The sequence below is a fragment of the Micromonospora sp. NPDC049101 genome (assembly GCF_040648675.1).
In the GTDB taxonomy this organism is placed as follows: Bacteria; Actinomycetota; Actinomycetes; order Mycobacteriales; family Micromonosporaceae; genus Micromonospora.
The window spans coordinates 240,223-261,984 of sequence record NZ_JBEZED010000001.1; the positions used below are offsets into that span (position 1 = coordinate 240,223).

Genomic DNA, 21,762 nt, shown 5'->3' on the forward strand with positions numbered 1-21,762 from the left:
TGATGATCGTCATGGATTGGCGTGCGACGGATGCACGAGGACCACATCCCGGCCCGGGATGGCGGACAGGAGCACCCCAATGCCGGGGTGGATGCCGCAGGAGCCGCTGGCCGGGTCGAAGGTGCGTCCCGCCGACCCGGCGAGGGTGCCGAAGCTGGGTTACCCGCGCGAGTGGCGGGCGGTTCGGTGCCCGATGGGGTGCGCAGGATCAATCCGGCCGCCGCCCTGCGCCGGTGCTCGTCCGTCAGCGGGTCAGACCGACCACCGTCGCCAGTCGCGCCACGCCAGCCGGCGCAGGCTGCGCGCGGGCGATCTCGGCGATCACGGTACGCGCCAACGGCCGGCACCGAACCTCGGCCGGCGCGACGTGGTCCGCGTCGACGAGGGCGCGTGCCGCGCCACGCAGGTCACCCAGTTGCAGGTACGCCCGCGCGGCGTCGAGCAGGTAGCAGCCCCGATGCTCGGCCGGCAGCCGTCGCCACGCCTCCCGCCGGACGACACTCACATGTCGACGCACCGCCTCGTCGGCGTCCCCCCGTTGCGCCGCCACCAGCACCCGCGCCAGGTCGACGGCAACCGGCCCGAAGCTGGTGCGGTGCTCATCGTCGTACCCCCGAAGGTTGGCGGCGACGCCCGCGGCCCGGTCGGTCAGCTCGTCGGCGCGGCGGTGCTCGCCGGAGCCGGCGGCGGCCAGAGCCGCCTGGAGCAGCAGCGTCCCGCCCACGGCCCACTCCCCCGGCGACCGTTGCGGCCTGATGCGGTTCGCGGCGGCGAGCGTCGCGGCCAGGGCGAGACGGTCGCGGCCCGATGCGCGCAACGCCTGCCCGACCGACACGGCCGCCGTCGCCGCGAGCGCCGGATCGTCACCCGCCACGGCCATCGCCCGGTCGGCGGCCAGCCACCCGAGGTCGGCCTCACCGAGCTTGACCAGCAATGCTGAGGTGATCCGGTACGTCTGCACCCGCAACTCCGGTGCCCGCACGCCCTGCACGGCATCGAGCAGACCCGGCAACACCCGCACCAACTGCGCGTAGTGCGCATGCTGGTAGGTCAACCAGGCGTGCCCGACCTGCCTTCTCGCCTCTTCCGTCGTCTGCCGGGTGACTTCCGGTGTGTCGTAGCGGGCGAGAGCGGCCCGGATGTCGTCCACCCCGCCGAGCGCGCCGACCGGCGTCCGCTGCGGCTGCTGGCCGAGCAGCACCTCCGGGTCGACCCGCAGCACCTCGGCCACCTCGTGGATCACCGAGTACCGGTCCAGGGCGCGCACACCCCGCTCAACCTTGTCGACCCAGCTCTTCGACCTACGGAGACGGTCGGCGAGCTGCTGCTGCGTCATCGAGCGCCGTACCCGCCAGCGCGCGACCCGGCGGCCGATCGGCAGGTCATCGCTGGTCACGCCGCCACCGCCGATCCGGGACCGCACGGGTCGTGTCCTCCACCGGTACGCGCTCCGCCTCGGCCTGCGCCAGGAGGCGCTGCTTGGCCGCCTCCCGCTCAACCGCGTCCGACTCTTCGCCCTTGCTTGCCGGCTCGTCGCCCCGCATTCCCACCTCCGTCGCCCATGGCCTCCGGTGATCAGCGAAGCCCGCCACCAGGGGATGGACCAGATGGCAAGCGATGCGCGCCATTGCGCTGCTCAGGACGCGGGTTGCGCGGGGTTGCGCCGGTCCCCAAAGGACCGAATCAACCCATAGGCTCGTCACTAGTTGTAGTTGGCTGATGCCTGGAGGTTGAACCGTGGCGCGACCGGTGACGAACGCGGCGTTCGAAGGGCTGCTGCTCGCCGCCGGCTACGGCAACTCACACGCCGCATTCGCTCGCCAACTCAACCACGCCGGTCGCGACCAGGGCACCTGGCGCTACGACGCGGCCAGCGTCTACTGGTGGTTGCGCGGTCGCCGACCCGGCGAGCACGTCCAGGCAGCCATGGCGGAAATACTTGCCCGCAAGCTCGGTCGATCGGTTGCCGCCACAGAGTTGGGCTTCGGTGCGTCCAACAGCATCGGAACGTGTATCTACCCCGCGTCGGTCGGTGGCGCGATCGACACCGCCGAGCAGATCTGGACGACGCTGGCCAAGCACCTCAACCAGCAGGCCAACGGAACGTTCGACAGCGGCAAGGCGTTACAGGCGGCGCTCGGTTGGCGGTACGACCTCCGCGACGAGACGGTCAGCCGGAACGGCCGACAGCAGGTCACGGGCACCGACGTTCAAACGCTCTACACGCTGGCCGATCACTTCACCGATCTCGACCGACGTCACGGCAGCGGCTCGCCGCGCACCCGGACACTTATGGCCGACTTCCTCGTACGCCAGGTCACCCTCATGATGCACGGCACCTACACCGAAGCCGTGGGACGCGACCTCATGCGCGCAGCCGCGACGCTCTGCGGACAACTCGCCTTCATGTCGTACGACGCGGGCGACCACGCCAGCGCCCAACAACACGTGACCGTCGCCCTGCGGCTCGCCAAGGCCGCCGATGATCGCCTGTACGGTGCTCACCTGCTGGCCAACCTCGCCACCCAGGCCGTACACCTGGGCCACGCCCGGGACGCGGCCCGCCTCGCCGAAGCGGCCATCGACGGGGCAGGGCGTGCACCGGCGGCCGTACTCGCTCGGCTGCACGCCACCGCCGCCACCGCATACGGCCAGTCAGGCGAGCGACGTGCCTGCCAGCTCGCGCTCGCCAGAGCCGAGCATGCTCTCGACCGCACAGGCCCAGACCCCGGCCCACGCTGGGTCACCTACTTCAGCCCAGCCCACCTCGCCGGAGCCTCGCTGAGGTGCCTGGGTGACCTGCATCTGTACGCGCAGGCCCTCGGCCACGCTCCCGATGCTCTGAGCCTCGCCAGCAAGAACATCCGGACGCGTGCCCTGCACACCGCGCTTGTAGCCATGACTCATGCCCGCGCCGGAGACACCGACGCCGCCTGCAACTGGGCTCGGGAGTTGGCGCAGCACGCTGCGGGCATCCAGTCGGCGCGTGTTCAACAGCGCGTCCGCGAAATCACCACCATCCTCAGCCCGCAGCGGGCATCGCCCCAGGTCAACGAAGTCCTCCACACGCTCGCGACCATGCCGACGGCCGCATAGCGCGAGAGCCCCACCTCGGCCCATCCGCTAGCGTCACCGAGGTGACCTGGACGGAGCCCGCCACCTGGTACGCCAACCTGGCTTCCTTCTATGCCGCTGCCGCAGCCTTCATCACCGATCCCGACGGCAACGTGCTGCTCGTCAAGCCCACGTACCGCGACCACTGGGCCTTCCCCGGCGGCTATGTCGACGAGGGCGAATACCCACATGATGCCTGCGCCCGTGAGATCCGAGAGGAGTTGGGGATCTCGATGGCCGTGGGCAGTCTTCTCGTCGTCGACTGGGCACCGCCCGCCGGTCAGCGGCCACGCGCGATCATCAGCTTCACGTTCGACTGCGGGTCGATCGCCAACCTCGATGGTCTCGATCTCCCAGGGCAGGAGTTGGAGGACGCCGCCTTCTTCTCGCCCCCAGAAGCCGAGCAGCGCCTTCCCGACAACGTCGCCACACGAGTCCAGGCGGCGATGAACGTTCGTAACCTAAACGCTCCGCTGTACCTTGCCGGCGGCGCGGTCGTCCTACCTTCCACCGTCGATGAAGCTGAACACAAAGCAGGGCCCCGGTCACGGACTGCAAAACAAACCGGCGGACGGGTGGGCTAGTCCGTAGTGCACCATTCGGGGAGCCGACCAAGACTCTGAGCTGGACGATTTGCCGGATGCCATCGACCCGGATGCCCGCCAGCGAGGACGCCAACGGGCCGAGTCCCCGGCTGTAGTTGACCTTCGTCGTCGTTGGGTGGCATTTGACAGCCTCGCCACGTCTGATCGGAGGCTCAGTAGGCCTCGAACGCGGCCGAGGTACTGCCTCGTTCTGAGGGCCGTTCGCTGGCTTGGCGGGGCTTCTGGCGACGCTGCCGGTGTCGTGCAGCCGGTAGCCCAGGCGGTGGAGCTGCGCCTCGACCCGGCCCTGGTCCCCGGCGACAAGCCAGTCTCCGGGGAGCTGAAATGGCGCGGCAGCCGGAAGCCCCGAGCGCTATCAGCCAGACCCGTCGACTTCCGCCAAGGGCTCAGTGGGCAGGCCACCTGGCCAGCGGGGCGGGAGCCACCGACCGGGCCTGCCGCCCCCCTACCGTGGAGCGCTGCGCCTTGATCAGAATAGGGCAATTTGACAGAGCCCTAAGTGGTGTTCGGGCATGTCGTACCGGCAAGGCAAGATGCTACTTGAACTTCGCAACAGGCACTGCGGGTCCGTGGCAGATATCTGACACAGACTAAGTGATAGGTCGACTGGATAGAGCTGGAGGTCAGGGTGGTAATCAGGTTCCTCCTGTTCATTTCATCCTATTCGCCCCTTTTTGCGCTCCTGGCAATACGCTTCGATCAACTCTGGCTACGCCTGGCCTGTATTGGTCTATCCGTTTTTGGGATGTTTGCGTTCTGGCTCATCTTCAAACTTGACGCCGGCAAGTCGCCTGGCGCGTACCATGTAAGCTCGGTCGGCGATGCCGGAAGTCAGGCTGCCGGCTACCTTGCTAGCTATTTACTACCATTCCTTACTGTCTCCATCCCCACCCCCAAAGACCTGGCTGCCTACGTTCTTTTCCTGCTCGTCGTGGCTGCCGTTTATATCAGAACAAACTTAATGCAAATCAATCCCGTCTTATACTTATTTGGTTGGCAAGTATTTGAAGTCCAGGATAGCCAGACGTTTAGAGGATTCGTCATTAGTCGTAGGCGGGTAATAGTGGGCGACGACCTCCTTGCCACTCGCTTCGGCGATAATGTCTTAATCTCCAGACGTAAGGCCGCTACTGAGGTAGCGGCGGGCTAACGCAAGATCCTGGATTGGTTCTCCCTGAGTTTCGAGAGGTGTGCCCGTGTCGGACTTGATGGTTTCCCCGAGTGCAGCACTTTCCTTGGTGGTCGCCTGGCGATCGGGTAAAACGGTTCACAGTCGACACGTCGCAGTTGCCGGAACTGTCGCCAAGACGCTTCGCGAATATGTGATGGAGAATGCAGAGAAGCTCAAGGAGGAAGGTGGGCGTGACTACACCCCTGACGACGATCAGGGTGATGCCCCTTTCCTGAGGGTGCCGGGCGACGAGCTTATTGACCATAAGGTCATAGAAGCGCTCCGCCGAGGGCCGTCGCAGCCTACGGCCGAACGAGACGAGATGAAGAAGCTCCAGATGTACGCAGTTCTCGTCGGAGATAAGGTCGAGGAGCAGTCGCTCTTCGTGAGGAAAGGTACTCCCATAAAGTTGGGAGATAAAAGCCTCGTGGCCTTCTTGCGTGAATCGCTTGACAAAGTTACCGAGCCGATCTTCGCTTTCGATCGGTTCTTCGACGTAATCATCGCGCCCGACGGCGCAGTGACTGTCCTAAACCAGAAGGGCTTCAACGCTCTTTTCAAGGACACCGAGGTTGTTCTGGCAAAGACTAGCGAATGGGTGGAGGAACTGTCGGGGGTACTTCCAATCGAAGCGGGAAGCAAGGTATACCTAGCTGAGCAGCTTCGCAAGAATTCCATCCTCCGCAATAAGATTCAGGCGATACTTCGAAAACCGCATCTAATGAAGCTTACGCCGGATGCGCTTGTCGAGAAGATGAAAAATCACGACTTGGAGCCTGACCTGTTGCTTGACGATGGCGAGCTGGTGTTCAACGCTCAAACCAAGACGGATTTGCTATTGCTCCTCAACGAGGATCTTTTCAAAGGTGACTTCTCCGGGGATTCGTATGCGGCAAGCAAGAAGGCTGCCCGTACAGCCTGAACTTGGCCTGCGCTAGGAGTCACATCGCCCTCCTTGAGTGGCAGTAGACGGCAGGCCCGCGAAGCCAAATGAGGGCTGAGTGCAGCATGACCGCCAGTTATTGAGCATACTGATGACATCGTCTGCGGAAATCCGATAGCCCATCGTCCTCCTCGTAGACGCAGGGCCGCGCAGTTAGAAAGGCTCTGCCCTTAGATCTGCGGCCCCTCGGGCGCGCACCCGCACTGCAGACATGGCTCGCCATTGTGACTGGTCATGCTGCGATCGTCGCCACGTGCGCATAGTCAGCATAGGAATCCCGGCAGATCTGCACGGCCGGTAAGCCCTTCTAGTGCCGAGCGAGCACACGGCATTGAAGCTGCTGAACGCCGAGCACTAGCTTGGGTCAGTGTTAACCGGGTGGCGTGGACCTTGGCGAGGTGCGCTTGTGGTTGTGGGTGGCCGCCGATCGGCGGCCACCCAACCGGTCAGCTCGCGTACACCTCCAGCGCCGACAACTGCCCAGCCGGCCACCCGCTGTTGCCGGTGACGGTGACCCGCACGTAACGCGTCTGCGCGGCGCTGAAGGTGATCGTCACCTGGTTGCCACTAGCCGGGTCGAACGTTCGCCCCGCCGCCCCGACCAACGTCCCGAAGCTCCCCCCGTCCACGCTCCCCTGCACCGCGACAGTCTGTGTCCGACTGCCCCACGCCGACGACGGCGGCAGCTTCAGCACCACCCGCCCGACCGTGCGCGCCGAACCCAGGTCGACCTGCACCCACTGCGGAAACGCGCCGTTCGCACTCTCCCAGTAGCTGTTCGCGTCACCGTCGACCACGTTCCCCGACCCGTAGCTCTGGACGTGACTGCTCTCCGAGGTCGACCGACCCCGGGCGAGGTCCGCGTTGGCCGGGGCGTCCGTGGTGACCGTGACCGCGGCGGACGCGTCGGAGGTGTTGCCGGCCGCGTCGCGTGCGGTGACCGTGAAGGTGTACGCGGTGGACGCGCTCAACCCCACTCACGGTCGCCGTGGTGCCCGTCACCGTGGCGGCCACCGCGCCACCCTGCCTCACCTGGTAACCGGTCACCCCGTTGTCGTCGGTGGACGCCGCCCACGCCAGGGACACACTGCTCGACGTCTTGCCCGTCACCGTGAGGCCACTCGGGGCGGTCGGCGGGTTGTCCGTGGTGCCGCTGGCGGCGTACACCTCGACCTGGGAAAGCTGGCCCGCCGCCCAGCCGGTGTTGCCGGCGATGCTCAGCCGGATGTGGCGGGCCGTGGTGGTCGTCAGCGTGCGGGTGACGGTGTTGCCCGTCGCCGGGTCGAAGGCGAACGCCGAGGCCCCGGCGATGGTCGAGAAGGAGCTGCCGTCGACGCTGCCCTGCACGGTGATGGTCTGGGTGCGCGCGCCCCAGCCGGCGGGCAGCCGCAGCACGAGCTTGTTGACCGGGTGGCTGGCGCCGAGGTCGACCTGCCACCAGTGCGGGAACGCGCCGCCGCTGCTCTCCCAGTAGCTGCCGGCGTCGGAGTCGACAGCGTTCGACGCCGCGAACGAGCCGTTCTGGCTGCTCGCCGAGGTGGACTTGCCGGCGGCGAGGTTTCCGGTGGCCGGCGGTGAGGTGCCGACCATCGGTGACGTCGGGCGTACGGCGGTCAGCGCGAGCTGCCCCTTGAGCATGCGGCCACCGTCGGCGGTGATGCGCAGGTAGTAGTCGGAGGAGCAGGCCACACCGTCCTCGTCCAGGGCGCGGATGTTCGCCCCGGCCGGGGTGGTGGCCTGCGTCTCGGACGTCTTGGCGATCTGGTTGCCCTCGTTGTACTCGTCGAACATGGACACGTAGAGGCCCTGGGAACCGAGCCGGACCATGTTGTAGATGTGCCGCCAGTAGAAGTCGCCGTGCCGGCGGTGCCCACCGGCCAGGTCACCGGGCATCACGCAGGGCAGGTAGTCGATGCCGCGCGCCGCGCAGTCAGCCAGGTCGCCGATGTTGACGTTGTTGTAGTACGAGTCGAGCCCTTCCAGGGTGTCGGTCCGGTAGACCATCCACGGCGAGATCGCGTGGAACGCGTGGTAGACGTCGAGGAAGCCGGGGCGGGAGTCCTCCCTGCCCAGCCGCCACCAGGTGGGCACGCCGCCGATGACGTAGCAGCCCTGCGCCTTGAACCAGTTGATGACGTCCAGGCAGGGCCCGGGGGCGAAGGGGCGGCTCGACTCGCTGAAGCCGAAGCCCCAGATGCAGACGACGGGCTTGCCGTTCTGCCGGGCGTACGCGCTGGACGCGGTGTGCGTGGACATCTTCGTCGTCCAGTCGGTCTTGATGTCCGACTGCATCGTCAACCAGTCGGTGACGTCGTACATGATGTAGAACTTGCGGTTGTAGCGCTCGGCCGCCGCACGGACCTTCAGCGTCATGGCGTCGCGGGTCGGCCCCTCGTCGCCGGTCGGGTTGAACCGTTGCAGGGCGGCGGTGTCGCAGCCATACTCCTGCATCCACCGGAAGTGGGTGTCCACCGTCTGCTGGTCGTAGGAGGAGAAGAGGCTGGCCGGTGAGCCGTTGCCCAGATTGGGGTACGCGGTGGGATAGCTGCGCGTGTACTCGCGCATGTCCGGCCAGGACACGATCGTGGTGTTCGCGGGCGAGGGCGGCTGGAACCGGTCGCGGCTCCAGTGCCACCAGCCACCGATCGGCGCGGAGTCGCCGGGCGCGCTGAACCAGCCCTGGTAGCCGACCGTCACCTTGCCGACCACGTCCCCGGGGGGACTGGCGGCCTGTGCGGGGCTGGCGAAGAACTCGGTGGCGGAGGAGGTGGCGGCGAGGGCGGACCCGGCCAACACCGACGTGACGAACCTGCGGCGGGAGACCGCCATGACGACCACTCCTTCGGGACGGAAGGCATTGACGGCCATCGTGGCAGGAGTGGTTGCCGCACCGCAAGAGTACGACTGATCGATGAAATTATTCGTCAGCGAAGCGGAAGGAGTCGAGCGCCCCGCCCCCGGGCATCGAGGGGCGGGGCGCGGGCCCGGTCAGACCGAGAAGTTGCGGAACAGCAGGGACGCCAAGGCGAGCGCCAACGCCAGGTTGAACACGGTGGCGCTGGCGAAGACCGCCACCGGCCGCCAACCGGCCTCCCGCAGCGACGCGACCCGCACCTCCAGGCCGATGCTGACGAACGCCAGGATCAGGAACCAGACGCGCAGGTCGTTGACGATGGCGATGGTGGCCTTGCCGTCCGCACCGGCCCCGTCGAGATACCAGGTGGCGATGACCGAGGCGGCGATGAAGCCCAGGACGAACTTGGGAAACCGGATCCACAACTCGCGCAGGCCCGGCCGTTCCGCGCCGGGCCGCCGCTCCACCCGCAGGGTGAAGTACGCGGTGAGCGCGACCGCGACCACACCCATCAGGGCGTTCTGGGTGACCTTGACGATGCTGGCGATCTGGAGCGCCTCCTCGCCGGCGATCGCCCCGGCGGCGGTGACCGCGGCGGTGGTGTCGATGTTGCCGCCGATCCAGGCGCCGGCCACCGCGTCGGACAGCCCGAACACGTCGGCCAGCCAGGGCAGGATGAAGATGGACGGCAGCGCGAAGATGATGACCAGGCTCGCCGTGTAGGCCAACTGCTCCCGCCGGGCCCGGACCGCGCCGGCGGCGGCGATCGCCGCGCTGACCCCGCAGATCGACACCGCGGAGGCGAGCAGCGCGCGCAGCTTGTCGTCGAGGCCGAACTTGCCGGCCAGCCACCAGGTGAAGAAGAAGACGCCGCTGATCAGCAGGATCGCCTGGGCGATCGCCGGGCCGGCGGCACTGGCGATGACGGCCAGGTTGATCGACGCGCCGAGCAGCACGAGGCCGGTCTTGATGAAGAACTCGGTGCGGAACGCGGCGGCGATCCGGTCGCGCCAGCCGAGCAGCGTGACGGCGACGTTGCCCAGCAGGCCGAGCAGGATGGCGTAGACCGGGTACTCGATCGCCGCCCCGATGTCCTCGACGGCGGTGCCCTCGGCCCACCCGGGGACGTTCTGCTCCAGGTAGCGGGTGAGCGCGCCGAGACCGACAACGATCACCAGACCGAGCAGCGTCCAGGCCCAGAACCGGCCGTCACGCGCCGTGCCGGTGGGGCCGGCCGGGTCGACTGTCGTCGGTGGCCCACTGACCGGCGCGGGATCAGCCGTGCCGTCAGGCGTGCGGGTGCCGTCGGTCGTGCGGGGCTCGACAGCCGTCGCGGCCGGGTCGGCCGTGCGGGTCTCGTCCGTGGCCATCAGGGCACCAGCCCGGCGGGGATGGCACCGAGCAGGACCAGGGCGAGCAGGGCGAGGCCGAGGATCGTCGCCACCCAGTCCTCGTTGAACGCGAGCCGGGACTCCCCGGCTGTTGGCGGGGTGGGCGGTGGCTGATCGGTTGTCATGGCGTACCTCCATGGGGGTGGACCGATCCGGCCGGGCCGGATCGGTGGACAGCGCGTGGACGGGGGGTGTGGAGCGACGCCGGCCAATTTTCCTACCTAACCGATAGGAATACAAGGGTGTGCGCGTGGCGGGGACGACAGCGGGGGTCGGAGCCTCCTCGGCTCCGACCCCCGTCCGCTCCACCAGACCTGTTACGGGGCCGGGTACCGCGCGAGGTAGACCGGCGCGCCGACCTTGGTCATGTCGGCCGCCGCGCCGACACCGTTGACCACGTGGTCGATCGTGCCGGCACTGAGGTTGACGGTCATGACGTGGTGCAGCCGCACCCCCGGCCGGTTCGGGACCTCGAAGCCGTTCTCGGTGTGGATCGACGGGTTGTTCTGGTTGAAGACGTACACCCCGCCGCCGTGCAGGGTGTGGTGCCGCACCCGGTCACCCACCTTGTAACCGGCCCACCCCCGCACCGCGCCGTTCATCCAGTCGGCCTGCGTCGGCGGGTCGTACGGCAGCTCGTTCTGGTACAGGATCGTGGTGCCGTGCTCGCCGTTCCAGACCGTGTTGTAGCGCTGGAAGTGCTCGACGAACAGGCCGGTCGCGGTCACGTGGTCGCCGTTGATGACGGCGCCGTAGCGACCGGTGTTGGTGCGCCAGCGGTCGGTGTCGCCGTTGACGCCCTCGGTGAAGCCCTCCACGCCGTGGTCGCCGCGCCAGACCCAGGTGTGGTCGATCAGCACGTTGTCGCTGTTGACCTCCAACGCGGTGTTCGTCCGCCCGATGTGCGGGCCACCGACCCGGAAGTACACGTCGGACAGCGTGGTCGGGTTGGTCGGGCTGCTGGCATTGTGACCGTGCTGGCGACCCACCCGCAGCAGCACCGGCGACTCGACCAGACCGGCGTCGATCGTGACGCCCGCGACGATCACGCCGGGGACACCGTCGATGTCCAGCGGGATGGCGCCGTTCACCGCGGTGAGGGTGGCGTGCCCGATGCCGAGCACCACGGTGCCGGGCCGCCGGACCTCGATGCTGCGGGCGATGTCGTACGTGCCGGGGGTGAGCAGCAGGTGCTTCCCGCGCGCGAGCTGGGCGTTGATGACGCGTACCGGGTCGGTCGGCTTGGCAATGAAGAAGTCACCGATGTCGAGGGTCCGCCCCGGCGTCATGCCGTCGGCCCAGGAGATGCCCCGGCTGTCCCGCTGCGCGGCCGGCACCCGTACCTGGTAGCGGCCCTTGCCGTCGACGAAGAGGTACGGCTTCTCCCGGCTGAGCGGGGTGGTCTCCAGGGTGGTGTAGGGCGGGTCGGGGAACGCGGCGTCGTCCGGCGCCCCCTCGACGCCGGCGAAGACCTGGTTCCACACCGCGTTGGACCAACCGGCGACCTCGCTGTTGCGGGTCAGCCACTGCTGCTGCGAGCCGTTGGTGGTGGCCGGCAGCCGCGAGTCGGCGATGAAACCGCCACTGGCGTACTGCGGGCCGGCGGTGCAGTAGTCCATCAGCGACAGACCACCGCCGCCGATGTTCAACCGGCGCATCGACACCGCCTGGGACACCGCCCAGAAGTTCGCCGTCGACCGGCAGTCGTCCTGGCCGGCGGCGTTGATGGTGAGCGACAGGTTGGACAGGGTGCGCCAGAAGTTGACCAGGGCGAGGCAGTTGCCGGTGCCGCCGTCGGCCAGGCAGCGGTTGTAGACCTCGAGTTTGCCGTTGACGGTGACGTCGGTCGGCGAGGCGCCCAGGCCGGAGACCTCGGTGTAGTAACCGACCTTGGCCTGCAACGGTTGCTCGGCCGTGCCGTACGTGCCCGGCTTGAACAGGTAGGCGTGCCGCTCGGTGCCCATCTCGTTGTCGACCTGCCGGGCGTGCGCCGCGTCCAGGGTCTGCTGGATCTCACCGACCGGCATGCTCGGGTCGAAGATCGTCACGTTGGGCCCGAAGTCGGGTGCGCCGTGCGTGGGGCGGCCGGCGGTGGCGGCCGTGCTCGTCGTCACGACCGCGGTGGTCACCAGAAGGGCAAGCAGGAGGGTACGTCGGGACGGGCTTGTCATGTGGTTCGTCCTCTCCGCTGGCCGGAGGCGTCCTGCCGGCACAGCTGGGGGCGGTGAGAGCGCTCTCTGACGGGTAGACATGTTTCTACCCGTTGGATCGACCACACGCCATGACCGGGGACGGCGAAGTTCGGCAGGGGCGGGTGAGAATGGAGGCCGACGCGAGGAGACGCTGATGCCCATCGACTCGTTGCCCCACCTGGACGAACACTCCACTCTCATCGCGGCGGACACCGACCGGGCCTGGCCCCACCTGACCGACGTCGTCGAGCGGTCCTTCTCACGGCCGGGGATGACCGGGTACGCCCGGCTGGTGAGCGCCGCCGACCCCGTCACGTCCGGGCCACGACCACTCGTCACCGGCTCGACGCTCCCCGGGTTCCGGGTGACCACCGCGATCCCCGGCCGACAGTTGACTCTCCGGGGCAGCCACCGCTTCTCCACCTACGCGCTGATCTTCCGCCTCGAACCAGCCGGGCCGGGCCGATCCCGGCTCCGAGCCGAGACGTGCGCCGTCTTCCCCGGCCTGACCGGCGGCCTCTACCGACACATCCTGCTGGCCTCGGGCGGTCACGCCATCGGCATCCGCCGAATGCTGGCCACAGTCCGCCGAAAATCCGAACAAACCCCATAACCCCCCACCCCACCCTCCGCCCCGCTCGGCCCCGCGCCCCCGCCCCCGCCCCGCTCGGTCGATCATGGAGTTGTGGTGGTGCACAAAAGGGTATCGGGCCGACAAGGTGGGCACCATAAGTCCATGATCGACGCTGCGTGGGGGGCCGTTCTACTCCTCGGTCAGGAACTCGTCGATCATCGGTGCCAGCCAGTCGGCGCGCTGCGGGATCGAGGTGTGCGTGGTGCCGGGCAGGATGGCCAGCCGGCACACCGGCAGACCGGTCAGGTCGCCGGGCACCGCGCCGCCGAGCAGTCGGAACATCAGCACCGCGTGCTCGGGCTGGACGATGTCCGAGTCGGCCAGCACGATCATGGTGGGCGCGGCCAGCGCACGGATCTGCTCGGGCGTCCACTGCGGCAGGTTCGCGTCCAGCACCTTCATCTTGGTGACCAGGTTGGCCCAGCCCGCCGGGTCCGGCGCGGTCCGCAGATACTCCTCGTGGAACTCCGAGCCGTGCAGGTGCTCGGGTTGCAGGTCCTGGATCCCGTCCAGCAGGCCGGGGTGCAGGCCGTCGTCGTCGAAGCTCACCGAGGCGAGCACCAACCGCCCGACCCGATCGGGGTGATCGGTGCCGAGGCGCAGCGCGACCGCCGCACCCATGCTCCAGCCGAACACGTCCGCCCGCGCGATGCCCAGCCGGTCGAGCAACTCCACCACGTCGGCGGCGAAGTGCTCCACGGTCAGCGGACGGTCCACGTCCGGAGTACGGCCGTGTGCCTGCAACTCGACGGCGATCACCTGTCGGGTCTTCGCCAGCAGCGGCAGGATCGTGCCGAACGAGGTGTCGATGCCGGAGAGGGCGCCGTGGATCAGCACCAGCGGGCGACCCGGACCGTTGCCGTGTGTTTCGGAGTAGATGTCCATGACCACACGGTGCGCCGACGCGCTTACGGTTGACTTCCGGTCGCCTTACCGGCGCTAAGATGTCGGCCGTGCAGTTCGGGGTGCTCGGGCCGCTCGCCGTGACCACGGACGACGGCGAGCCAGTGGTGGTGCCCGGCGCAAAGGTGCGCGCGTTGTTGGCCGACCTGCTGACCAACCGCAACCAGGTGGTCTCGGCCGACCGCCTCGTCGACGACCTGTGGGGTGACGACTCCCCCGCCAACCCGCTCGGCGCGCTCCAGGTGCGGGTGTCCCAGTTGCGCAAGGCACTCAACGACGCCGAGCCGGGGGCCCGCGAGTTGGTCGAGTCCCGGCCGCCCGGCTACCTGCTGCGTACCGCCGCGGTCGACGCCGACCGGTTCGCCGAGCTGGCCCGCGGCAACGACGTCGACAGGTTGACCGAGGCGCTCGGGCTGTGGCGCGGCGAGGCGTACGCCGACGTGGCCGACTCCGAATTCGTCCGCGCCGAGGCGGCCCGCCTCGCCGAGCAGCGCCTCGTCGTGCACGAGCGGCTGGCCGAGGCCCGGTTGGCCCGCGGTGAGCACGACCTGGTCGCCGCCGACCTCGCCGAGCTGATCGCCCGGCATCCGCTGCGCGAGGGTCTGCGGGCGGTGCAGCTACGCGCGCTGTACGCGGCCGGCCGCCAGTCCGAGGCGCTGGACAGCTACACCGACCTGCGGGAACGCCTCGCCGAGGAGTTGGGTCTCGACCCCGGCCCGGAGCTGGTCGCCGTGCACCGCCGGATCCTCGAACAGGACGCCGGCCTGAGCGCACCGCCGAAGGCCGCGCTCATCCGCAACAGCCTGCCGGCGCAACTCGACGAGCTGGTCGGCAGAGCCGAGGCGCTGGCCGAGCTGCGGGCGCTGCTGCCCCGGCAGCGGCTGGTCACGCTCATCGGGCCGGGTGGGGTCGGCAAGACCAGGCTGGCCACCGAGGCGGCCCGGACCCAGTCCTTTCCGGATGGTGTCCAGTTGGTGGAGCTGGCCCCGCTGCCGGCCGGTGACCCGGGCGTCGCCGAGCAGGTGCTCGCCGTGCTGGGCGCCCACGAGGCCGCCGGCACGAGCCGGTCGGCCGCCGATCGCCTGGTCACGGCCCTGCAACACCGGCAGGTGCTCCTCGTCCTGGACAACTGCGAACACGTGGTCGAGTCGGCCGCCGAGTTGGTCGCCCGGCTGCTGCGCGACGTGCCGGGGGTACGCGTGCTGGCCACCAGCAGAGAGCCGCTCGGGTTGACCGGTGAGCTGCTCTGGGACGTACCCCCGCTGCCCGTGCCGGGCGACGGTGACCTGGACACGGTCCGGCGCTCGGCGGCGGCCCGGTTGTTCGCCGCCCGCGCCGCCGCGCAACAGCGCGGTTTCCGGCTCGACGAGCAGACCGCGCCGGCGGTGGCCCAGCTCTGTCGCCGCCTCGACGGGCTGCCGCTGGCACTGGAGTTGGCCGCGACCCGGGTCCGCGCGCTGGGTGTGCGGGGCGTGGTGGAACGGCTCGACGACCGTTTCCGGTTGCTCACCACCGCGCAACGGGACGTGCCGACGCGACAGCGGACGCTGACCGCGGTGATCGGCTGGAGCTGGGACCTCCTGGACGCGACCGACCGGGAGGTGCTGGCCCGGTTGGCGGTGTTCCGCGACGGCTGCACCCCGCAGGCCGCCGAGCGGGTCTGCCGCACCGACCTGGACACTCTCGCGCGGCTGGTGGACCGGTCGCTGGTGGTGCTCGACGACTCCGGTGCGCAGCCGCGCTACCGGCTGCTCGAATCGGTCGCCGCGTTCGGCCTGGCCCGGCTGACCGACGCCGACGAGGTACGCGCGCGGCACGCCGACTACTACACCGAGCTGGCCGAACGCGCCGACCCCGAGCTGCGCGGCGCCGACCAGCAACGATGGTTGGCGCTGCTGGACGCGGAGACGGCCAACCTGCGTTCGGCGCTGGTCAACGGTGGCGGGCTGCGGTTGGCGGTCGCACTGAGCTGGTACTGGTTTTTGCGCGGACGGCTCACCGAGGCACGGCGGGCCCTGGCCGTGGCCGGTGACCCGGTGCAGGAGGCCCGCGCGACCCCGTGGCGGGTCGGCTTCGCCCTGTCGCAGGGCGAGGCGATCGCACCGGACGACGTCCGCGCCGCGGTAGCTGTCGAACCGGACGGCCACGCCGCCTGGTTCGCGGCCAACGCCGTGATCGAGCACGGCAACCTGGCTTTGGCCTCGGAGCTGCTGCCCACCGCCGTCGTCGACAGGTGGACCGAAGCCGCGGTGCTCACCTCCCGGGCACACCTCGCGCACGCCAACGGTGACCAGGCCACCCTGGAGCGCACCGCGACCCGCAGCGCGGCCCTCTTCGCCGACCTCGGCGACCGGTGGGGCCGGCTCCGGGCGACCGAGTGGGTGGGTGGGCTGGCCGACATGCGCGGCGAGCACGAACGCGCCGTCGCACTGCACCGGGAGGGGCTGCGCTGGGCCGAGGAGTTGGCGCTCTGGCCGCAGGTCTGCGCCGAGCTGTCCTGGTTGGCGTGGCTCGCCGTGCAGACCCGCGACTACACCCAGGGCCGGGAGCTGGCCGAACGCGCGTACGCGCTGGCGGTGGAGCAGGGCTCGCCCGGTGCGCTGGTCTTCGCGGAGATGAGCCTCGGGATGGCCGCCCGCCGTGACGGCAAGCTCGACCTGGCCGTCACGCACCTCACCCGACTCGTCGACCTGGGCCGTGGCGAGACGCAGCCGGCGCTCTACCTGCCCATGGTCCTGGTCGAGTTGGGCTACGCGGTCGAGCAGGGCGGCAACCCGGACGCGGCGCTGGTCCTGCACATCGAGGCGTTCGAGGCCGCCGAGGCGATGGCGACGATGCGCGACGCGGTCGGCCCCCTGGAGGGGATGGCGGCGGCGGTGCCCTCCCCCGAGGTCGCCGCCCGGCTGCTGGGCGCCGCGGCCGCCGCCCGACTCGCCACGCAGTCCCCCGCCGCGCCGGCCGAACGCGACGACACCGACCGGACGACCGCACGACTGCGGGCCGAACTCGGGCCGGAACGGTTCGACGCGCTGCTCGCCGAGGGCGCGAAGCTGAGCCCGGGCGAGGCCCGGGCTCAGCTCTGACCGACGCTCAGGCGGTCGCCTTCGGCGCGTACGAGGCGACGATCACGCCGCTCTTGTGCACCCGGGTGTCGACCAGGTCGAACGAGGCCTTGAAGTCGGTGAGCGCCACCGTCAGGTTGGCACCGCCCTCCAACACGGGGTGGATCCAGAACCGGACCTCGTCCACCAGGCCCGCCTTGATCAACTGCGCGGTGACCGAGCCGAAGCCGTACTGGATGATGTTCTTGCCCTCCTGGGCCTTGAGCGCGGTGACCGCCTCGACCAGGTCACCCTGGAGCACCTCGGTGTTCTTCCAGGTGGGGTCGGTGAGGGTGGTGGAGGCGACGTACTTCTTGACGTTGTTGAAGTACGCGGCGCCCGTGGTCGGGTCGCTCTCGTCCATGTTCGGCCAGGCGGCGGACATGCCGTCGTAGGTGGCCCGTCCCATCAGCATCGCGTCGGCCTCGGTGGTCTGCGCCCCGGCGAGGCTGGCGGCCTCCTCGTCGAAGTACGGCGCGGTCCACATCGGGTTCTCGATGACGCCGTCGAGGGTGAGGTAGGTCGAGTTGATGAGCTTGCGCATCGGGATCTCCTGGGTTTTCGTCGTGTTCTCCGGTGACACCCAGAACTCTGCCGATCTCCACTTACGATTCGCTTGCAATGCCCTTACCGTCGCCCGGGTCGGTCAGTGGCAGGGGCAGCGCCGGCGTGGCCACCGTGGCACCGCCTGTCGAGTGCGCCGGCGCGGGGCGGTCCCCGGTGCGGCTGTGCAGGCGTCCCCGCCCGGCGGGCCCGGCCCGCCGGGTCACCTCGACGGTCACCATCCGCACCGGCGGTGGCGGCGCGATGAACCGCCCGACTCCCCACCGCACCCAGAGCGGGATGCGACCGGCGTCCGCCTCGGCGCGCAGCTTCTGCACCGTACGGGCCCGGTCGGTGTGGTCGACCTCCACGACGACCGGCGGGCCGTCCGGGCGGGCACACGCCACGTCGAGGACCGAGTGCCGCTGCTGGAGCGGCGGTGGCAACGGCAGCACGCTTGGCGCGCGCCGGTAGACCCGCCAGCCCTGGGCCTCGGCCCACCCCACCACCGCGTCGATCACCCGGGCGGTGACCGCGTCGACGTCCAGGTCGACGAACGTCACCTCGGCCAGCCACCGACTGAGGTCCGCGGCCAACCGCTCGCCCTGCGTCGTGACCTCCACCGGCGCAGGATAACGCCTCAGCCGACGGTGGTCGCGGTCGCGGCGAGGTGCCGGGTGAGCCAGGCGGTGGTGGCCGTACGGGCCGCCTCCTGGTTGGCCCGGGCCAGGAAGTCGTGCCCCTCGCCGGCGAGCACCAGGTGCCCGTGCGGCACGTCCCGGGCGGCGAGGGCCCGCGCCACCTGGGCCGACTCGCCGGCCGGCACGTTCGTGTCGTTCGCGCCGTGGATGAGCAGCACCGGCACGTCCAGCCGGTCGATGTGGGTCAGCGGCGACAGGTCACGCAGCAGCTCGGCGTCCCGCTGCGGGTCGCCGTACTTGCTGACGGCGGCGGCGGCGATCCACGGCTCGGTGCCGGCGTAGAAGGTGTGGAAGTCGGAGATGCCGCACTCGGCGACCCCGGCGGCGAACAGCCCGGGGAAGTTCACCAGCACCGCGAGGACCAGGTAACCACCGTAGGAACGGCCCAGGCAGCCGAGCTGACCGGGCCGGGCGATGCCGGCGTCGACGAGGTACTCACCGCAGGCCGCCACGTCGGCGATCGCACCGTAGCGGCCGGCGAGGTTGTCGGCGGCGACGAAGGAGCGGCCGAACCCGGACGACCCCCGGACGTTGGGTGCGAAGACGGCCACGCCCTGCGCCACGAGGGCCTGGAACAGCGGGTGGTAACCGGGGCGCTCCTGCGCCTCCGGGCCACCGTGCAGGCTGATGGCGGTCGGCCAGGGACCCGGCCCGGCCGGGCGGTACAGCCAGCCGGACAGCGGTAACCCGTCGTGGGCGCGCAGGTCGACGAGTTGTGGCGCGACGCCGCTGCCGCTCGTAGAGGTGGTCGTGGTGCTCGGCCGCAGCGGGCGCGGCGCCGTGGTGGACGCGTCGACCAGCCAGACCTCCCGGGGCTGCACCGGCCCCTGCGCGGTCACGCAGAGCAGGTCGCCGCCGGCGGCGAAGACGGCGTCGTCGAGCACCTCCCCGGGGGCGGCGACGGCCCGTTGCACGCCGTCGGCCAGGTCGAGCAGGCTCAGCTCGCTGCGCCCGCCGTAGGTGTTCCACAGCAGCGCGGCACGGCGCCCGTCCGGGCTCGGCGCCACGTGCTCCAACTCGGCGTCCGGTCGCCCGGCGAGCCGGGTCGGCGTCCGCTCCGGTCGGGTCAGGTCGACCCGCACCAGCGCGGCCAGCTCCGAGAACGCGTCGGTGCGGGCCAGCACGGTCGTGCCGTCCGGGCCGAACCAGCCCTGGTCGGTGCTGCCCCGCCCGGTGTCCGGGAACAGCCGCCGCCGCCCGCCCGTCGCCACGTCCAGCAACTCCAACCACCGGGCGTTACGGGGGCCCCGGCGCAGCAGCACGGCGCCGGCGTCCGGGGTCACGTCCAGGAGCGTGAGCAGGTCACCCTCGGCGAGCACCCGCCGGTGCCCGGTGTCCGCGTCGATCAGGACGGCCCGGCCGTGATCGTCGGTCTCGGTGACCATCAGGACCGCGCCGCCGGGCAGCCAGCCGGCCAGCGCGGCGCTGCGCCGGCCGAACCCGGCGACCTGGCGGCGTCGCGTACCGTCCGGGCGCAGCACCCACAGCTCGGTGCGGGGCGCGCCACCGGGTGCGATGACGCAGGCCAGCCACCGCCCGTCCGGGGACCAGCTCAGCGCCAACACCGGCTCGTCGCCGGTGGGCAGCGCGACGGCCTCGGCGGTGTCGACGTCGCGAACCCAGACGCGCGGGCTGCCGCCCTGGTCGGAGAGGTACGCCACCCGGCGGCCGTCGGGCGACGGCGCGGGACGGTACTCCTCGACCACGGGCACCGGCACCACCGGCCGAGGGCTGGCGGGTCGGGTCCGCCGGGTGGTACGCGGCACCTCGGTCCGTACGCTCATCTAAACCCCGATCCGCTGCAACCAGAGCTCCAGCAGCCCGAGCTGCCAGAGCGCGTTGGAACCCAGCGTGGTCCGCCGGGTGTTCGGTGCGTCCAGCAATTCCTCCAGGTAGTCCTTGCGGAACAGGCCCCGCTCGCGCGCCGGCTGGGCGGTCAGCGCGTCCCGGACGTCGTCGAGCAGTGGGCCGGACAGGTGCCGGATGGCGGGCACCGGGAAGTAGCCCTTCGGCCGGTCGATCACCTCGTCCGGGACGATGCCCCGGCTCGCCGCCTTGAGCACGCCCTTGCCGCCCTGGGCCAGCTTCAACGCGGGCGGGCAGGCGGCGGCCAGCTCGACCACCTCGTGGTCGAGGAACGGCACCCGGGCCTCCAGCCCCCAGGCCATCGTCATGTTGTCGACCCGTTTGACCGGATCGTCGACCAGCATGACCAGGCTGTCCTGGCGCAGTGCCGCGTCCAGCGCGGTGTCCGCGCCGGGCGCGCCGAAGTGGGCGGTGACGAACTCCAGGCTCGCGTCGTGGTCGAGCATCCACTCGGGCGCCAGGTGCCCGGCGAGCGCGTCGTGCCGACGGTCGAAGAACACCCGGGCGTACGCCTCGACGGCGTCCGCGCGGGCCACGTTCGCCATCGGCGGGTACCAGTCGTAGCCGGCGAGGATCTCGTCGGCGCCCTGCCCGGACTGCACCACCGTGATCCGCTGCGAGACCTCCTCGGACAGCAGGTGGAACGCGACGCAGTCGTGGCTGACCATCGGCTCGCTCATCGCCGCGATGGCGTCGTGCACGGCGGGGACGAACCGGCTGGCACCGATGCGGATCTGGTGGTGGTCGGTGTCGAAGTGGCGGGCCACCAGGTCGGAGTAGTGGAACTCGTCGCCGCTCTCCCCCGCCGCCGCCTCGAACCCGATGCTGAAGGTGGCCAGCCCGGTCTGGCCCTGCTCGGCCAGCAACGCGACGATCAGGCTGGAGTCGAGCCCGCCGGAGAGCAGCACCCCGACCGGCACGTCGGCCACCATCCGTCGGCGTACGGCGGTGCGCAACGCCGCCATGATCCGTTCCTGCCACTCGTCGGCGGACATCGGATCGGCGGCGGCCCGGCTGAACTCCGGCTGCCAGTAGAGCGTGTCGGTGCTCCGGCCGTCCGCGGTGATCACCCGCACGGTGGCCGGCGGGAGTTTGCGGACCCCGGCGAGGATCGTGCGCGGTGCCGGCACCACCGAGTGGAAACTCATGTAGTGGTGCAGCGCCACCGGGTCGAGGTCGGTGTCCACGTCACCGGCGGCGAGCAACGCCGGCAGGGTCGAGGCGAACCGGATGCGGCCCGGCCCCTGGGCCAGGTAGAGCGGCTTGATGCCGAGCCGGTCGCGGGCCAGCACCAGGGTGTGCGTGGCCAGCTCGACCAGGGCGAACGCGAACATCCCGTAGAACCGTTCGACGCAGGCCGTGCCCCACCTGTGGTACGCCTTGAGGATCACCTCGGTGTCGGAGGTCGAGCGGAAGGAGTAGCCCAGGCCGGTCAGCTCGTCGCGCAGCTCTCGGTAGTTGTAGATGCAGCCGTTGAAGACCAGGGCCAGACCCAGCTCGGGGTCGACCATGGGCTGGGCTCCGCCGTCGGAGAGGTCGATGATGCGCAACCGGCGGTGCACCAGGGCCACCGGCCCGTGCTGCCACCGCCCCTCGCCGTCCGGACCCCGGGAGGCCAGGGCGGGGAGCATCCGCTCGACGGCGGCCAGATCCGATGACGCCCCGTCGAGGCGTAGCTCGCCTCCGATACCGCACATGGCACACACCTCTCATCGGCTCGGATCCGCTCGGGCCGCTGACCGGT

18 protein-coding genes are annotated in these 21,762 nt (G+C 70.0%); 6 read left to right on the plus strand and 12 right to left on the minus strand.

The window, feature by feature from the left end:
• Positions 1-244: 244 nt before the first annotated feature.
• Together AB0B57_RS01170 and AB0B57_RS01175 are read right to left on the minus strand one after the other, a co-directional pair.
• Positions 245-1,396: a helix-turn-helix domain-containing protein gene (locus AB0B57_RS01170; protein ID WP_357063728.1), complete on the minus strand. Its 1,152-nt coding sequence runs from the start codon at positions 1,394-1,396 to the stop codon at positions 245-247.
• Positions 1,383-1,544 (minus strand): hypothetical protein, encoded by a 162-nt coding sequence (locus tag AB0B57_RS01175; protein ID WP_357063731.1) that lies wholly within the window; start codon positions 1,542-1,544, stop codon positions 1,383-1,385. Before AB0B57_RS01175 ends, AB0B57_RS01170 begins: the two co-directional genes overlap by 14 nt.
• A gap of 193 nt (positions 1,545-1,737) precedes the next feature.
• Between AB0B57_RS01175 and AB0B57_RS01180 the strand changes: the two genes are divergently transcribed.
• From AB0B57_RS01180 to AB0B57_RS01195, 4 genes are all read left to right on the plus strand, one after another.
• Positions 1,738-3,096, plus strand: coding sequence for a hypothetical protein (locus tag AB0B57_RS01180; RefSeq protein ID WP_357063733.1), 1,359 nt, complete (start codon positions 1,738-1,740; stop codon positions 3,094-3,096).
• 41 nt (positions 3,097-3,137) lie between these two features.
• Positions 3,138-3,698 (plus strand): NUDIX hydrolase, encoded by a 561-nt coding sequence (locus AB0B57_RS01185; protein WP_357063736.1) that lies wholly within the window; start codon positions 3,138-3,140, stop codon positions 3,696-3,698.
• 649 nt (positions 3,699-4,347) lie between these two features.
• On the plus strand, positions 4,348-4,869 hold the full coding sequence (locus tag AB0B57_RS01190) for a hypothetical protein (RefSeq protein ID WP_357063739.1): 522 nt from the start codon (positions 4,348-4,350) through the stop codon (positions 4,867-4,869).
• Between the two features lie 46 nt (positions 4,870-4,915).
• Positions 4,916-5,812, plus strand: a complete 897-nt coding sequence (locus AB0B57_RS01195) for a Kiwa anti-phage protein KwaB-like domain-containing protein (protein WP_357063742.1) — start codon at positions 4,916-4,918, stop codon at positions 5,810-5,812.
• Between the two features lie 467 nt (positions 5,813-6,279).
• On the opposite strand, the gene AB0B57_RS01200 is transcribed toward AB0B57_RS01195, so the two are convergent.
• The 5 genes from AB0B57_RS01200 to AB0B57_RS01220 form a co-directional block, all read right to left on the minus strand.
• Positions 6,280-6,630 carry a discoidin domain-containing protein gene (locus AB0B57_RS01200; RefSeq protein ID WP_357063745.1) on the minus strand — a complete coding sequence of 117 codons (351 nt, stop codon included), beginning with the start codon at positions 6,628-6,630 and terminating at the stop codon, positions 6,280-6,282.
• On the minus strand, positions 6,617-8,662 hold the full coding sequence (locus AB0B57_RS01205) for a discoidin domain-containing protein (RefSeq protein ID WP_357063748.1): 2,046 nt from the start codon (positions 8,660-8,662) through the stop codon (positions 6,617-6,619). The genes AB0B57_RS01200 and AB0B57_RS01205 overlap by 14 nt, the downstream gene beginning before the upstream one ends.
• Positions 8,663-8,821: 159 nt before the next feature.
• Entirely contained in the window at positions 8,822-10,057 is a 1,236-nt protein-coding gene (locus AB0B57_RS01210) for a putative sulfate exporter family transporter (RefSeq protein WP_357063751.1), read from the minus strand.
• Complete coding sequence (locus tag AB0B57_RS01215; RefSeq protein ID WP_354822298.1) at positions 10,057-10,203, minus strand: hypothetical protein; 147 nt, start codon at positions 10,201-10,203, stop codon at positions 10,057-10,059. Before AB0B57_RS01215 ends, AB0B57_RS01210 begins: the two co-directional genes overlap by 1 nt.
• 192 nt (positions 10,204-10,395) lie before the next feature.
• Entirely contained in the window at positions 10,396-12,249 is a 1,854-nt protein-coding gene (locus AB0B57_RS01220) for an adenylyl cyclase (protein ID WP_357063755.1), read from the minus strand.
• A 175-nt stretch (positions 12,250-12,424) separates the two neighbouring features.
• Here AB0B57_RS01220 and AB0B57_RS01225 point away from each other — a divergent pair, with 175 nt between their 5' ends.
• Positions 12,425-12,883: a hypothetical protein gene (locus AB0B57_RS01225; protein WP_357063758.1), complete on the plus strand. Its 459-nt coding sequence runs from the start codon at positions 12,425-12,427 to the stop codon at positions 12,881-12,883.
• Between the two features lie 150 nt (positions 12,884-13,033).
• On the opposite strand, the gene AB0B57_RS01230 is transcribed toward AB0B57_RS01225, so the two are convergent.
• A complete protein-coding gene (locus AB0B57_RS01230) occupies positions 13,034-13,789 on the minus strand; it encodes an alpha/beta fold hydrolase (protein WP_357063760.1) in 756 nt (251 codons plus the stop codon).
• 59 nt (positions 13,790-13,848) lie between these two features.
• On the opposite strand from AB0B57_RS01230, the gene AB0B57_RS01235 reads away from it, so the two are divergent.
• A complete protein-coding gene (locus AB0B57_RS01235; RefSeq protein WP_357063763.1) occupies positions 13,849-16,890 on the plus strand; it encodes a BTAD domain-containing putative transcriptional regulator in 3,042 nt (1,013 codons plus the stop codon).
• Positions 16,891-16,897: 7 nt separating this feature from the next.
• Here AB0B57_RS01235 and AB0B57_RS01240 read toward each other — a convergent pair whose 3' ends face one another.
• The 4 genes from AB0B57_RS01240 to AB0B57_RS01255 all read right to left on the minus strand — a co-directional run bounded on the left by AB0B57_RS01240 (position 16,898) and on the right by AB0B57_RS01255 (position 21,715).
• Positions 16,898-17,452, minus strand: coding sequence for a dihydrofolate reductase family protein (locus AB0B57_RS01240; RefSeq protein WP_357063767.1), 555 nt, complete (start codon positions 17,450-17,452; stop codon positions 16,898-16,900).
• A 61-nt stretch (positions 17,453-17,513) separates the two neighbouring features.
• The gene (locus AB0B57_RS01245; protein ID WP_357063770.1) at positions 17,514-18,074 is read right to left on the minus strand and encodes a hypothetical protein; all 561 of its coding nucleotides are present in this window, start codon (positions 18,072-18,074) and stop codon (positions 17,514-17,516) included.
• Positions 18,075-18,091: 17 nt separating this feature from the next.
• Entirely contained in the window at positions 18,092-19,936 is a 1,845-nt protein-coding gene (locus AB0B57_RS01250) for a prolyl oligopeptidase family serine peptidase (protein WP_357063773.1), read from the minus strand.
• The gene (locus AB0B57_RS01255; protein ID WP_357063776.1) at positions 19,937-21,715 is read right to left on the minus strand and encodes an N-acetylglutaminylglutamine amidotransferase; all 1,779 of its coding nucleotides are present in this window, start codon (positions 21,713-21,715) and stop codon (positions 19,937-19,939) included.
• Between the last annotated feature and the right edge of the window lie 47 nt (positions 21,716-21,762).